This window comes from Caballeronia mineralivorans PML1(12) (genome assembly GCF_001028175.1).
GTDB classification, from domain to species: Bacteria; Pseudomonadota; Gammaproteobacteria; order Burkholderiales; family Burkholderiaceae; genus Caballeronia; species Caballeronia mineralivorans.
Genome location: NZ_AEJF01000092.1, coordinates 44,388 through 59,366, shown reverse-complemented (window position 1 = coordinate 59,366; position 14,979 = coordinate 44,388). Strand labels below are relative to the sequence as shown.

12 protein-coding genes are annotated in these 14,979 nt (G+C 60.4%); 2 read left to right on the top strand and 10 right to left on the bottom strand.

The features are described 5' to 3' along the window. Window positions 1-49: 49 nt before the first annotated feature. Window positions 50-937 (top strand): formyltetrahydrofolate deformylase, encoded by an 888-nt coding sequence (purU, locus tag EOS_RS14875; protein ID WP_047847424.1) that lies wholly within the window; start codon window positions 50-52, stop codon window positions 935-937. A gap of 74 nt (window positions 938-1,011) precedes the next feature. Here purU and EOS_RS14870 read toward each other — a convergent pair whose 3' ends face one another. The 10 genes from EOS_RS14870 to EOS_RS14825 form a co-directional block, all read right to left on the bottom strand. Then, complete coding sequence (locus EOS_RS14870; protein WP_047847423.1) at window positions 1,012-1,872, bottom strand: glycine betaine ABC transporter substrate-binding protein; 861 nt, start codon at window positions 1,870-1,872, stop codon at window positions 1,012-1,014. 142 nt (window positions 1,873-2,014) lie between these two features. Then, window positions 2,015-3,220: a hybrid-cluster NAD(P)-dependent oxidoreductase gene (locus EOS_RS14865; protein ID WP_047847422.1), complete on the bottom strand. Its 1,206-nt coding sequence runs from the start codon at window positions 3,218-3,220 to the stop codon at window positions 2,015-2,017. 48 nt (window positions 3,221-3,268) lie between these two features. Then, window positions 3,269-4,567 carry an aromatic ring-hydroxylating oxygenase subunit alpha gene (locus EOS_RS14860; RefSeq protein ID WP_047847421.1) on the bottom strand — a complete coding sequence of 433 codons (1,299 nt, stop codon included), beginning with the start codon at window positions 4,565-4,567 and terminating at the stop codon, window positions 3,269-3,271. A gap of 63 nt (window positions 4,568-4,630) precedes the next feature. Continuing rightward, entirely contained in the window at window positions 4,631-5,425 is a 795-nt protein-coding gene (locus tag EOS_RS14855; protein ID WP_235442818.1) for an electron transfer flavoprotein subunit beta/FixA family protein, read from the bottom strand. Window positions 5,426-5,468: 43 nt separating this feature from the next. After that, window positions 5,469-6,656, bottom strand: coding sequence for an electron transfer flavoprotein subunit alpha/FixB family protein (locus EOS_RS14850; protein WP_047847420.1), 1,188 nt, complete (start codon window positions 6,654-6,656; stop codon window positions 5,469-5,471). Between the two features lie 3 nt (window positions 6,657-6,659). Further along, window positions 6,660-8,579: a (Fe-S)-binding protein gene (locus tag EOS_RS14845; RefSeq protein WP_047847419.1), complete on the bottom strand. Its 1,920-nt coding sequence runs from the start codon at window positions 8,577-8,579 to the stop codon at window positions 6,660-6,662. 2 nt (window positions 8,580-8,581) lie between these two features. Further along, the gene (locus EOS_RS14840) at window positions 8,582-10,645 is read right to left on the bottom strand and encodes an NADH:flavin oxidoreductase (protein WP_047847418.1); all 2,064 of its coding nucleotides are present in this window, start codon (window positions 10,643-10,645) and stop codon (window positions 8,582-8,584) included. Between the two features lie 37 nt (window positions 10,646-10,682). Beyond that, entirely contained in the window at window positions 10,683-11,219 is a 537-nt protein-coding gene (locus tag EOS_RS14835; RefSeq protein ID WP_047847417.1) for a DUF5943 domain-containing protein, read from the bottom strand. A 32-nt stretch (window positions 11,220-11,251) separates the two neighbouring features. After that, entirely contained in the window at window positions 11,252-12,223 is a 972-nt protein-coding gene (locus tag EOS_RS14830; protein WP_047847416.1) for a dipeptidase, read from the bottom strand. A 27-nt stretch (window positions 12,224-12,250) separates the two neighbouring features. Continuing rightward, on the bottom strand, window positions 12,251-13,540 hold the full coding sequence (locus EOS_RS14825) for a serine hydroxymethyltransferase (RefSeq protein ID WP_047847415.1): 1,290 nt from the start codon (window positions 13,538-13,540) through the stop codon (window positions 12,251-12,253). A 419-nt stretch (window positions 13,541-13,959) separates the two neighbouring features. Between EOS_RS14825 and EOS_RS14820 the strand changes: the two genes are divergently transcribed. Next, window positions 13,960-14,970, top strand: coding sequence for a GlxA family transcriptional regulator (locus EOS_RS14820; RefSeq protein ID WP_047847414.1), 1,011 nt, complete (start codon window positions 13,960-13,962; stop codon window positions 14,968-14,970). Window positions 14,971-14,979 lie beyond the last annotated feature (9 nt).

The window sequence follows — 14,979 nt, the reverse complement described above, 5'->3', positions numbered from 1 at the left end:
GTATACGCGCCGCCTTCGCGGCGCTGCCATTTGCATAGTGGAGAACCGCATGGCCGGTGATATCGTCATTGACACCCTTCCTCATCAACTCGTGCTGACGATCGCATGTCCGAGCGCCGCGGGACAAGTCGCCGCCGTGGTCGGCTTCCTCGACCGGCACCAGTGTTATGTCGATGAACTCACCGTCTTCGACGACGACCTCAGCCAGCGTTTTTTCGTGCGCTGCGTATTCCATGGCGTGGACCACGATGAAACGCTGCAGATCGCCGCGTTGCAGCAGGAGTTCACGCCTATTGCCGAACGCTTCTCCATGACGTGGGCGATCCACAACGTGGCTGCGCGGCCGAAGGTGCTCATCATGGTATCGAAGCTCGAGCACTGTCTCGCGGACCTGTTGTTCCGCTGGCGCATGGGCGAGCTGAAGATGGATATTGTCGGGATCGGGTCGAACCATCGCGATCTGGAACCGCTGGCCGTGCAGCATGGTTTACCGTTTCATCACCTTCCCGTCACCGCCGACACCAAACCGCAACAGGAAGCGCGCCTGCTCGATTTGTTCGAGTCGTCAGGTGCGGAGTTGATGATTCTTGCGCGCTATATGCAAATTCTGTCGGGCGAGACGAGCCGGAAGCTAGCCGCGCGCGCGATCAACATCCATCATTCGTTCCTGCCCGGCTTCAAGGGTGCGAAGCCGTATCACCAGGCGCATACGCGTGGCGTGAAGTTGATTGGCGCAACAGCCCACTTTGTGACCGACGACCTCGACGAAGGTCCGATCATCGAACAAGTGGTCGAACGCGTGGATCACTCCTACAAGCCGGAGCGTTTGCTCGCGACGGGGCGCGACGTGGAATGCATCACGCTCGCACGCGCGGTGAAGGCGTTCATTGAACGGCGCGTGTTTATCAACGGCGACCGGACGGTGGTGCTGCAATAAGCCTCTGTCAGGAATAACGAAAAACGCCGCTAAAAAGCGGCGTTTTTCGTTGAAGCTAATGAAGCGCGGAAAACTTACTTCGTCCAGCTCGCCACGCGGTCGCCGTGAGCGGCGATCCATGCATCGGCAGCAGCGGCCGGCTTGGCGCCGTTCGTCGTTGCCAGCATCACGCTGTCGATCTCGCCCGGTTTCCATTGGAACTTCTTCAGGAAAGCGACCACAGTAGGCGCTTTCTTTTCGAGTTCCGGATTGACGATGTTGTCGACGTGCTCCGCTTCACCAAATACCTTCTTCGGATCTTCCAGGAATTTCAGCTTGTACTTCGCGAACATCCAGTGCGGTTTCCAGCCCGTCACAATGATCGGCTTCTTCGCGTTTTCCGCGCGCGCCAATTCTGCCGTCATCGCGCTACCCGAGCTCGGCATCAACGTGTAGTCGAGGTTATATGCCTTGATCGCCTCGCCTGCTTTCTGCATCACGCCGGCACCTGCGTCGATACCAACGATCCGACCGCCGAACTCCGCCTTCTTCGCTTCAAGATCCGCCAGGCTCGTGACGTCCACATCTTCCGGCACGATCAGGCCGATCTTCGCATCGGGAAAGTTGGTGCCGAGGTCGACGACCTTTGACTTGAAGTTCTCCCAGTACGCACCGTGCGTGACCGGCAACCACGCGCACAGCGTCATGTCGAGGTCGCCGCGCGCCACGCCTTGCCACATCACGCCGGCGGCAACCGGCACGAGTTGCACGGGATAACCCAGCTTCTTCTCGATGATTTGCGCCGCCACGTTCGTTGTCGCCACGCTATCGTCCCAGCCTTCCACGTAGCCGATCTTGATGGTCGGTTTCGCGTCGGCGGCGAATACCGCTGTGCTGGTTACAGCCAGCGCAGCGCTTAAAGTGCTTAAAACAAGCAGTTTTTTGATCAGTCTCATTGTCGTACTCCCCTATGCGGTTCAAACCATCGAGGCTTTAGAATCACCGGCCAGAAATGCGCCGACTGGTTGTTTTTCGACACCCAGTTGTCTGGATGCGACCTCGTTTTATCCGGCTGCGGCGCCGGCCCTGCTGAATACCCTACTTATCGACGACAAGATCCGTCAGCGGCTTGCTGCAACACAGCAGCACCATGCCCTGATCGATCTCGCGCTGGCGAATGCCGCCGTTATGTTTCATCTCGACTTCACCGGACAGCAGCTTGACCTTGCAGGTGCCGCACATGCCTTGCGTACACGACGCCGGCAAGCGCACGCCCGATTTCTTGGCCGCATCCAGCACATGCTGCGCGCTGCCGCATTCGATCTCGCGATTGCTCTTGGCAAAGCTGACCTTGAAGGAGGTTTCCACCGATTCGGAAGCCGGCGCCGGATCGAAGCCGATCGCATTCTCGCGCGCCTCGCTGAACGATTCGCCGGACTGCAGCGCATCGGCCACGTGAGCGGTCGTCAGTTGCGCCGCGACTTCCGCAATCGTCTCGAAGGAGAAGCTTTCTTCGTGATAGTGCGTGGCGTCGAAACCGCCTTCCGCGAGCAGATCGCGCACCGCTTTCATGTAGGGCGCCGGACCGCAGGTAAAGATTTCCCGTTCGAGGAAATCCGGTGCGATCAGTTTGAGCAAGGGCAGCGTAAGAAAGCCCGTCACACCCGGCCAGTTGGTGCGCTCGCCGACTCGTTCGCATACGAACGCCGTACGGAAATTCGCCTGGTTCGACGCAATCAGATCGAGTTCGCGCGCGAAGATGATGTCGTCGGGAGTGCGTGCGCTATGCACGAACACGATGTCGCGATCCTCGCCAAGCTCGTGGTGCGCACGGCTCATGGACATCAACGGCGTCACACCCGATCCCGCCGATAAAAACAGGAACTTGCGCGCCGGATGCCGGGCGCAGGTGAATTCGCCGGCTGGACCGAGCACACGAACTTTGCCGCCTGCCTGGAGATTATCGTGCAGCCAGTTCGACACCTTGCCGCCCGGCACGCGCTTCACCGTGATGGAGATGGTGTGCGGACGCGTAGGCGGCGACGAGATGGTGTAGCAGCGGTTAATCGATTCGCCGTCTATCTCCAGTTCCAGCGTGATGAACTGGCCCGGCTCGAAAGCAAAAGTCCGTTCAACCGGCGCACGAAAGAAAAAACTCTTTACGTCGTGCGTTTCCTGACGAACGTGGCAACAGACGAGCGTGTCGTCGGTGTCGCTATCCCAACGGGCGGGAAGCGTGCCCCAGAACTCGGGCTGGGTGACTCGGTTCGGGGCGGCCTCGAACGTCGCCTGATCGCGCATCATCTGTTTCTCCGCTGGTGCTTTGAGTGCGCCGTTGAATGTTGGCTACGCTTAACGCTTGAACGACACGACTTTTTCGCCGTGCGAGGTCACGCTCGCTTCATCCGGCGTATTCGCGTAGTCCTCGAGACGCCCGATGTACCACTCGCAGAACTTCTCCACGAGGCCTTCCGTGAACGGCGAATACGGACCCGGTTCGTACGCGCTGCTCGTCACGCCGAGTTGCGAGAATTCAACCAATGCACGGTCCTGGTCGTTGGTCGCGCGCCAGACGGCGGTGAGGTTATCGACGTTGTAGTCGACGCCTTCCTTCGCGTCCTTGTGCACGAGCCACTTGGTGCGCACGAGCGTTTCGCCGGCCGACAGCGGAATCACCGAGAAGCTCACAATGTGATCGCTCATGAAATGATGCCACGAATTCGGCTGCGTCCAGAACGAGAGACCGCCGAGATCGGCTTGTTGAAAGCCGCCCAGCAATTTCTTCGATGCCACCTTGGCGTCCATCGTCTGCGACTCGCCGCTGCGATCGAGCGGCAATCGCTGCGTGCGAAAGCCGCTGACGAGATCCGCTAGCCGGTCGATTTCCTTCGACGGCAGGTTCATCGCTTCCCATTGCTTCGTGCGCTCTTCAACCGTCCTGTCGAACGCGGCCATGGCTTCTTCGTTGTCGGCGGAACGCTGATAACCAAAGCCGTATTCGTAGAGCGAGATGGTCAGTTCAGGATGGTTCGCCACGCAGTGATAGCACTCGCGATTGTTCTCCATCGTGAGCTTCCAGTTGCCCTTTTCGATGATGTCGATGGACGCGGCCACTTTGCAATCGGCAAGGCCGTGCGGCAGAAGATACGGTTCCATCGAAGCGCGCAATACGGCGAAATCGGCCGGCGGCGTATCAGCGAGACAGATAAAAATCAGCCCCGCGAGATTCTCGAGGTGCACCTTCTTGAGACTGTGCTTGCACTTGTCGAACTGCTCGCCCATGTGTTCGGCGAACATCAGGTCGCCGTTCAGGTTGTAGGTCCAGCTGTGATACGGGCACACGATATTGCCGAGCGAACCCTTCTCCGAGCTGCACAGGCGTGCACCGCGATGCCGGCAGACATTGTGGAATGCGCGGATCTGCATGTCGTCGTCGCGCACGATCAGGATGGAATCGTTGCCGAGTTCCACCGTCATGTAGTCGCCCGCTTCCGGCACGTCCGGCTCGACCGCGACCTGGATCCAGTGCTTGCGGAAGATCACGTCCATGTCGAGCGCGTGGATTTCCTCGCTCGCATAGAACGGCGCTTCGAGCGTGTGGCCCTTCTTGCGGCGTTCGATCATTGCGCGAACGTCTGCGGAAACTTTCATCGTGTACTCCGTGTTTTGGTGCCCCGCCCGACCTTGAACGCGCGGGAATTTTGGTGTCGCAAATCAGTAATCCACGAGTTGATGCTCGCGCAAATACGCCAGGATCACTTGTGCTTTTTCGACGGAAGTCCCTTCAATTACGACGCTGCCGCCCCGGCTTTCCGTGGTCGTGGCAGAGAGCATGCGCGCATGGCCCGAACGCTTTTCGGCGGCGGCCAGGCGGATGGGTTTCGCCGTTGCGGGTTTGGCCGACCAGGCGGCAGCGTCCGATGCGTTTGCGGCGCTTACGAGCACCTTTTCGATGGTCCCTTCGCGAAGCTTCGCGTAAGCGTAGCGCGGCGTAGCATTTGCCATTGGGTGGACGGCGACCAACGCGGGCAAGCTTGCCTGCACCCGGCGACGTAAACCTTTCGGCAGGAATTGCCGCACGGTCACTTGCGCCGCTTCAACATCGATATCGACCGCCGATGCAAGCAACGGAATGTTCATCGCGTCGGCGAGCTGGTACGGCAGCATGCCACTGTCTTGCGTGCCTTCCGCACGCGTGCCGGTCAGGATAAGGTCGTAGCCCTTTAACCGGGCGTTCAACGCGGGCGCGATTTCATCGCCGGTTGCCACGGCCAGCACTTCTACTCTTGCCGCGCCCAATGCGAGGTATTCGCGCAGCGCAGGACTAGTCGGATCGCCTGCGTGCAATACGTCGAGCGTCGCCTGATGTTGTGTCGCGAGTTTCGTCGCCAGCGTCAGTGCGGCTGCGTCGTTGCGGCTGTAGCGTGCGGTGCCGCTTACCGGATGACGGCCGATCGAAACGAGCACGGCGATCTTGCTCAGGCGGCTAGTGGTCGATGCATTGCTCAATTGAAAGCTCCCCGAGCGTGCTTGATCGGATAGTTGCCCAGATTCATGCGAGCGCTCCTTCCAGCTTCGCTGTGCTCGATGCATTGCCCCCCGGCGTTGTCATCGCGCCCGGATTGGCACGCGCGTTACGCGCGGCCGCGGCGGCGTCGGTCAAGGCAGCGATCGTTTCCGCCGCGTCGCCGATGATCGTCAAGTTCGCGCGTTTCGCAATCGGCGCGCTCGCATCCAGGTTCACCGCGATCACATGGCGGCAATCCTTGATGCCCTGCAAGTGCTGCACCGCGCCCGAAATACCGAACGCAATATAGATGCTCGCATCGACGGTCTTGCCCGTTGCACCGATCTGCTTGTCGCGCGGGAACTTGCCGTCGTCGACAGCTACACGGCTCGCGCCTATTGCCGCGCCTACCATGCTTGCAAGACGTTCGAACGCAGGCACGTCGGTGACGCCATTGCCCGCCGATACGATGAAATCCGCTTCTTCGAGCGCGACTTGCGCGGCGTCGATTTCCTCAATGCCGAGGTCTTTGTACGGGCTTGTTGTCTGCGGGTTTTCAACGATAAATTGCTCCGCCGCCACCCGCTCGCCTGCGCCTACGAACGGCAACCTTGCATCGACGGCATTCGCCGCCAACAGGATCACATCGGGCAGCGAGCGCAACGCGAACGCCTTGCGCGCCTGCGTATAAACCGCAACGTGCGTGGCGTCGATCTCGACCACTTGGGTCGCCACTGACGCCTTCGCCTGCGCCGCGTATCGGCGGCCGAGGTCGCCGTCACCGGTTGCATTGTCGGGGAGGAAAACATGTGCGGGCGAGTAGGCCGCAACACATGCGGCGAGCGCGTCCAGAGCGGCATCGGGCGCGAATGCGCGTCGATCGAACGCGGGCATCTCGACAACCTTGTCCGCGCCGAGTGCAGCGGCGTCGTCCTTCCATTCGCCCAGGACAAGCAGCACGACTTGCGTCGCCGTGTCCGCAAGCAATGCTGCAGCCGCAAGCGTCTGGCGAGCGTGGTCGTCAAGCGAACCGCGGTCGCTATGCGCGGCCACGAGCAATGAACGTTGCGCGGCAGAAGTCGTGCGGCGTGGCTTAGCCTGTTCACGATGTCCGCCGAGCACGGTGCCGCTGGTTTCCCCCGCAACGCCTAAAGCACCCAGCGTAATGCGCTTGAGCCCTTCCGCCGTGATGGAAAACGGTCGGCGCGGATCGATTCGTTTGATAGTGTGCATCGCTTACTCCAGCGCCGCTGCAACGAGTTCAGCCACGTCCAGCACTTCCGGCCGCGCACCAACGACGCCTTCCAGCATCGCCGTGCAGTTCGGGCATCCGACTGCGACGATTTCCGCGTTGATCGCGCGTGCGTCGTTGATGCGGATATCGGGAATGCGTTGCTTGCCGGGAATGTCCGTAAGCGGCGCGCCGCCGCCACCGCCGCAGCATCGGCCGCGCATGCCGTTGCGTTCCATCTCGACCACCTTGATGCCGATCGATTTCAGCAACTTGCGCGGCGCTTGCGTTTCGCCGTTATAGCGGCCGAGATAGCACGGATCGTGGTACGTGACGTTCTTGCCCGCGGCAAGCGCGCTTTCGGCGGCCGGCGTGAGCTTGCCGCTTTCGACGAGTTCCGCGATCAACGCCGTGTGATGCTGCACTTCGTACAACCCGCCAAGCGCGCGATATTCGTTACGCAAGCTATGCATCACGTGAGGATCGGCGGTGACGATCTTCTTGAACGAATACCGCGAGAGCGTCGCGATGAGTTGCGTCGCGAGTTGCTGGAACGTGGCTTCGTCGCCGAGACGGCGCGCGGTGTCGCCTGTATCCGTTTCCACACCGCCAAGCACTGCGTAGTCCACGCCGGCTTTGTTCAGCACTTTCACGAGCGCGCGCAGCGAGCGTTGGTAGCGCATATCGAACGCACCTTCGCCTGCGATCAGCAGCACGTCCACCGGACGGCCCGGTTGCGCGACCTGGACTTGCAGATCGACGGCCCAGTCGTAACGCGCGCCGATATCGAAGCCGTTCGCGCTACCCGTCTCGCGCAAGTTGGCGAGCGTTTCGGGACCCTTGCCCGGCACGATGCCTTCAACGAGTGTCTGATTACGCCGCATATCCACAATAGCGTCTACGTGCTCGATCAGCATCGGGCACTCTTGAACGCACGCGCGACATGTCGTGCAGGACCAGAGCGTGTCCGCTTCGATCAGCGTCGATACCAGCGGCTTAAGCGGTGCACCCGAATGTTTGCCAAGCGGAATGCCAGGCGTCGGGCTGCCGGCATACGCGGCGTCCGTGCCACCGACCATTCCGGTCACCAGGTCCTGGATCAGCTTCTTCGGGTTCAGCGGCTGGCCTGCTGCGAATGCCGGACATGCGGCTTCGCACTTGCCGCATTGCACGCAGGCATCGAAGCTCAGTAATTGATTCCAGCGGAATTCCACCGGCTTGCCGACGCCGTATTCCTTCGCGTCAAGCACGGGCATCTTGAGCGCGGTCGGCGGCACCGCGTCATGCTCGTGGCTGCGTCCCGTAAAACGCTCCTGCCGCGGATGAAACGCAAGATGCAGCAAGCCCGCGAGCGCGTGTTTCATCGGGCCGCCGCGCGCGGCGCCGAAAGTCATCGTGAAGGCACCCACAGCGATCAGCAACGCAACGATGATCGCCAATGCGCCGGACATCGCCGCTGCAGGCAATACGATGAACAGGACAAGCCCAAGCGCAAACGAACCGAGCAGCAACGGCAAGCTGTCCCACGGCCCGCGCGACAGACGCGCCGGCACCGCCTTCGTTCCATGCCTGCGCCGCCACACGAACACGGCGCCCACCAGCATGACCAACGCGGCAAGAAAGATCAGCTTGTCGATCCACGGCGAATAGATGGCCAGCCCGTAGTTGAGGAACACGAGCGCCATCGCGGCGATAGCGCCACCGGCCGTCGCCACGTGCGTCTTGGCGATGTACGGATCGCGCGCGACCACATGATGCAGATCGACGAAATAGCGCTTCGGAATGGACAGCAAATTGCCCCAGCCATACGCACCCGCCGCAGTCGCGCGACCCTCACACCAATACGCCGCACGTTTATACAATGCGAATGCCAGACCCGCCACCGATAACCACAACAACGCGGTAATGACAAACACCGGGCTCATTATCAGAAATCCTTGACGAGGCGCAGCGCGTCGTAGATCGCGCCGTGGATGTTGTGCATGGAGATGCAGTCGCCTACGCGGAACAGCAGGAAGCGGCCGTTGCCCAGTTCTTCACTCAACGACGGTTGGGGCTCGGAAGCGAAGAGCTTGTGCACATCGATCTGTCCGCGATTCAGCGACTCCGGTTTGAGCTTCCAGTAGAGCTCGTCATTAGGCGTAATCCCGTTCTCGATCACCACCTGATCGACCGCGCGCTCTTCCTGCTCCTCCGTGTACTCGTTGCGAATCACGGCGATCTTCTTGCCGTCTTCCTCATACACTTTGTCGAGCCAGTAGTTGGGCGTGGAGATCACGCCTTGCGCATACAGACGCCGATAGAAAATCGGGAACGTCGTGCCGCCGACATCGTCCGAGACCTTGACGTCCGGCGTCACAATCTCGACGTTAGATCCACGGCTCGCGATGAAGTCGGCCACGCCTGCGCCTGCGTGCGTGCTCACGCCGTCGTAGACCAGTACGTTCTTGCCTGGCTCGACCTTGCCTGAGAGGATGTCCCATGAACTCACAGCCAGACCTTGTTCCACACCCCACGCCGGAACCTGCTGCGTGAACGACGAACCGCCCGTAGCCAGCACGACGATATCCGGCTTCTCAGCCATGATCATCTTCTCGTCGGCTGCCACGCCCAGCCGGCGATCCACGCCGAGGCGCTTCGTTTCCATATCGAACCAGCGCACGATGCCCGCCATCTGCTCGCGTTGCGGCGCTTTTGCCGCCAGCATGATCTGCCCGCCCACGTAATCGTTCTTCTCGAACAACACCACGTCATGGCCACGCGACTTCGCGACGCGCGCGGCTTCCAACCCAGCAGGACCGGCGCCGACGACCACGACCTTGCGCTTCGGCCCACGCGACTTTTCGATCACGTGCGGCATGGTCTCTTCACGCGACGTCGCCGCGTTCTGCACGCACAGCACATCGAGGCCGTTGTACTGCCGGTCGATGCAATAGTTCGCGCCTACGCATTGCTTGATCTCGTCCTCTCGGCCATCGCGAATCTTGATGACCATATGCGGATCGGCGATCTGCGCACGCGTCATGCCGACCAGATCGATCATGCCGCTTTCAAGCAGACGTTCAGCTTGCCCCGCATCGCGGATACTTTGCGCATGCATCACCGGCAGCTTCACCACCGACTTGATACCGGCTGCAAGATGCACGAAAGGCTCCGGCGGCAACGCCATCGGCGGCATGCAGTTCGCGAGCGTGTTATGCGTGTCCGCACCGGAACCAATCACGCCGATGTAATCGATCAGACCTGACTCCGACATCGACTGCGCGATCTCTTTCAACTGTGTGTGATCGAGGCCGTCTTCGTGGAATTCGTCGCCGCACATGCGCAGGCCGACACAGAAATCCGGACCCACTGCTTCACGCACGGCCTTGAGCACTTCGTTGCCGAAACGCAGGCGGTTCTCGAGCGAACCACCCCATTCATCGGTGCGAAAATTCGTGCGCGGGCTCCAGAACTGATCGATCAAATGCTGGTGTGCTGCCGAGATTTCCACGCCATCCATGCCAGCATCTTTCACACGCTTCGCCGCCGCCGCGAAGTCGGAAATAATGCGTTTGATTTCTTCTACTTCGATGATCTTCGCGTTCCCACGATGCACCGGCTCACGCACGCCTGACGGCGACATCAAGTGCGGCCAGTGTTCACCGTGATACGCGGTACGACGGCCCATGTGGGTCGCCTGGATCATGATCTTCGCGCCGTGCTTGTGCATGGCTTCGGCTAGGCGCGAGAGCGGGTCGATGACTTTGTCGGTCGAAAGGTTGACTGACTTCCACCAGCCTTGCGGACTGTCGATGGACACCGGGCTTGAGCCGCCGCAGACGGCCAGGCCCACACCGCCCTTGGCCTTTTCCTCGTAATAACGGATGTACCGGTCGCCAGGCAAACCACCCGGTTCCGCATAGACCTCCGCGTGCGCAGTGCTGACGATGCGGTTACGCACGGTTAGCTTGTTTAGCGTGAGAGGCTTGAAAAGGTTGGGGTAACGCATCGCGGTCGACCTCGGGGTTTAATCTTGTATTACTCGTTCACGCTGCCAGCGGCGACACTTCGAACACGCAATGCGATTGACCTTCCGCTGCGCATTGCGTTTCGACTGAAAACGACTTCGGGCCTTTCTTCGTGCCTTCCGGCGCGGTGTCGTTGACCCAGTCCATCGCGCCGGCGAACCAGCCGGCGAACATGTAGCAAAGCTTGCCTTCCTTGCCCGGTTGAGCAAGCACGAACGACGAGTTATGCAGATGCACAGTCGCCGTTGATGCAGCCGGATCGCTTTTCACGATCGAGAACAGACCCCAGCCGCGCTGCGACAAGCGCTTCAGATAATGTTCGAACACCGCCATGCCGCTGATGCCGTGTTGCTTCGCTTCCTTGTCGCACCAGTGATACGCCGACTTGTGACCCGCTGTATAAAGGCTCTTCGCATACACTTCACGGCCGAGCGCATCTTCAACGGCCAGATGGTTGTTCGTGAAGAAATGGCGCGGCACATAAAGCATGGGCAGCGAGTCAGTCGTCCATACGCCGGTTTCCGGATCGACGTCGATAGGCAGTTGCGGTTGCATCGTGGGTTTCCTTTGTATGTGGGGGGGTCGGCTCAGACGTTCCAGACGCTGTCGAACACACGTACCCAGTTCTCGCCCATAATCTTCTTGATGCGTGACTCGCTCCAGCCTGCGCGTTCCATGGCAGCCGTTAGGTTCGGGAATTCGCCGATCGTTCGGATACCTTCAGGATTCACGACCTTGCCGAAGTTCGTCAGCTGACGATAACGGCCCTTGTCGTGCGTGATCCAGTCGAAGAATTCCGTGCTGTAGCCTTGCGTGAAGTCCGTGCCAATACCCACGTTGTCTTCGCCGATCAGATCGACCACGTATTCGATTGCTTCAATGTAATCCTCCACCGTCGCGTCCGGGCCACGCTTCAGGAACGGCGCGAACATCGTTACGCCGACAAAACCGCCTGCATCGGCGATTTCCTTGAGCTGCTCATCGGTCTTGTTGCGCGGGTGCTCTTTCAAGCCCGAAGGACAGCAATGCGAATAACACACCGGCTTCCTGGAAGCGGAGATCGCTTCAGAAGACGTGTTGCCGCCCACGTGCGACAGATCGACCATGATGCCCACGCGATTCATTTCCTGAATCACTTCACGGCCAAAACCGGAGAGGCCGCCATCGCGCTCATAACACCCCGTGCCAACCAGGTTCTGCGTGTTGTAGCAAAGCTGCACCACGTTCACGCCAAGCTGCTTGAACGTTTCGATGTAACCCAGGTTGTCCTCGAACGCATGCGCGTTCTGAAAACCGAAAATGATGCCGGTCTTGTTCTCTTTTTTCGCGCGGCGGATGTCGTCGGTCGTGCGCACGAGCGTGAGAATGTCGCTGTGCTCACGAATCTGCTGACGCATTTCGGCGATGTTGTCGACGGTCTTCTGGAAGCTCTCCCAGACCGATACCGTGCAGTTCACCGCGGTCACGCCGCCCTTTCTCATGTCCTCGAACACCGAATGCTCGAACTTCGAAATGTTCAGGCCGTCGATGATGATGCTGTTGTCGTGCAGTGTGCTCATCTCATGCTCCAGAAAGGGAGGACGTAATCAATAAATGGGGAAGCGTTCGCACAGCGCGAAGATTTCGCGGCGCACGCTATGTTCGGTCTCAGCGTGACCGTCAGGGTGGTCGCGCAGTGCGTCGAACACTTCCACGATCAGGCGGCCGATATCACGGAACTCTGCCACGCCAAAACCGCGCGTGGTGCCGGCCGGCGTGCCGAGGCGCACGCCCGACGTGACGGTGGGCTTTTCCGGGTCGAACGGGATGCCGTTCTTGTTGCAGGTGATGCCGGCGCGCTCCAGCGCGTGCTCGACCTGGTTGCCCTTCAGGCCCTTCGGACGCAGATCGACGAGCAGCAAATGGTTGTCGGTGCCGCCGGTGACCAGATCGACGCCGCCGGCCTTCAGCACTTCGCCCAGCGCCTGCGCGTTAGCCAGCACATTGTCGATATAGGTCTTGAAACCGGGCTGCAGCGCCTCGCCGAACGCCACGGCCTTGGCTGCTATTACATGCATCAGCGGACCGCCCTGGAGGCCCGGGAACACCGCCGAATTGATCTTCTTGGCGATATCCTCGTCATTGGTCAGGACAAATCCGCCGCGCGGACCGCGCAACGTCTTGTGCGTGGTCGACGTCACAACATGCGCATGCTCGACCGGGTTCTGATGCCGCCCGGCTGCGATCACGCCGGCAATGTGCGCCATGTCGACCATCAGCTTTGAACCGGCTTTGTCGGCGATGGCGCGCAGCCGTGCGAAGTCCAGTTCACGCGGATAAGCGGAGAAGCCTGCAATCAGCAGCGTCGGCTTGTGTTGCATCGCGAGTTCTTCGATCTGCTCGTAATCGATCAGCATCGTCTCGCGATTCACGCCGTACTGGATCGCGTTGAACCACTTGCCGGACAGCGCCGGCTTCGCGCCGTGCGTGAGGTGACCGCCTGCGTCGAGCGACATGCCGAGCACCGTATCGCCCGGTTTCGTCAGCGCCAGCATCACGGCGCCGTTCGCCTGAGCGCCCGAGTGCGGCTGGACGTTCGCGAACTGCGCGTTGAAGAGTTGCTTTACGCGATCGATCGCGAGCGTTTCGATTTCATCGACGAATTCGCAACCGCCGTAATAACGCTTGCCCGGATACCCTTCCGCGTACTTATTGGTCAACACCGAGCCCTGCGCTTCGAGCACAGCGCGCGACACGATGTTTTCCGACGCGATCAATTCGATCTGGGACTGCTGGCGTTCCAGCTCTTTCAGGATGGCGCTGCGCACAGGCGCGTCGCGAGTGGCAAGCGGTTCTTCGAAGAACGGGGCGGCGGGGCGGGTCGAGGAATTTGACATTGAAGCATCCGTGGGTTCGGGGACAAGTCGTTTTTTGAAAAGCCGCGAGGCACGCTAAAACCGCGCTCAGACTGCTTTCCGATGCGTCTATTCTTGACTTTCACCCAACGCGCCAATTTATGAATTTAGACGTGTTCTTGGCCTTTTCCGACATGCGCGTCCGTTTTACACAAGTCGTCGGCAAGCGGTGCGGATCCCTCATTCCATGTTGCACTGCGGCGGACGCTTCACGCTCCCGGGCGGTGCGCGGCATGACTTCTATCCCCGTCGAGGTGCGCCCTTAAGCGCTTACGGGGCCGTAAGCTTCAGCGCCAATAGGGTTTAGCCTGATGGCATGCATGTTGCAAACATCTACAAAATGTCCGTAGTCGTGCCCCCACGACACAGCCACACCCTAGATTCGAAGGAATCACTCCTCAATGTCCCCCGACCGAACCGCGTCGCTCGCGCATTTCGCGTTCATGCCGCTGCCTAATTTCACGATGATCGCGTTCACCAACGCCATCGAAGTGCTGCGCATGGCGAACTACCTGACCGGGCAAACGCTGTATCGCTGGTCGATCGTGAGCCCGGACGGTGGCCCCGTGGCGGCGAGCAACGGCCTCTCCGTCGATACCGGCCCGGTCGAGTGCGTGGGACAGCCGGACATTGTGTTCGTGGTTGGCGGCATCGACGTCCAGCGCGAAACCACGGCTGCCCATCTGTCAGCGCTGCGCCGTTTTGCGCGGCTCGGCAGCGTACTCGGCAGTCTCTGCACCGGCACCTATGCGCTCGCGCGCGCCGGCCTGCTCGCCGGATACGCCTGCGCGATCCATTGGGAAAACATGTCGGCGCTGAAAGAGGAATTCCCGGAAACGCGCTTTCTCAAAGAGCTTTTTGTGATCGACCGGGACCGCGTGACCTGTACCGGCGGCGTCGCGCCGCTCGACATGATGCTGAACCTGATCGCTACGCGCGTGGGTACGGCGAAGGTCACGCAGATTGCAGAACAGTTCATCGTGGAGCATGTCCGCGATACGAGCGCGCAGCAACGCATGCCGCTCGTCGCGCGCTTGGGCTCGGCGAACAAGTCGCTGTTTGAAGTCATTTCGCTGATGGAGAACAACATTGAGGAGCCGTTGTCGCGCGAAGAACTCGCGCGGCTGGCGGGGATGTCGCAGCGGCAATTGCAGCGGCTGTTCCGCGAGCATCTTGGCATGACGCCCACGCATTATTACCTCACGCTACGGCTGCGCCGTGCGCGGGAATTGCTGCTGCAGACCGACATGTCCATCATGCACATCACGATGGCTTGTGGTTTTCAGTCGGCGTGCCATTTCAGCAAGAGCTATCGCGATGCATTCGGCACGGCGCCTACGCGGGAACGCCGGCGTCAGTTGCCTTCACTCTCCGTCGTTCCTTCGATGGCGGTTGCACAGAACGCCGCTTAAAAGCTAAAG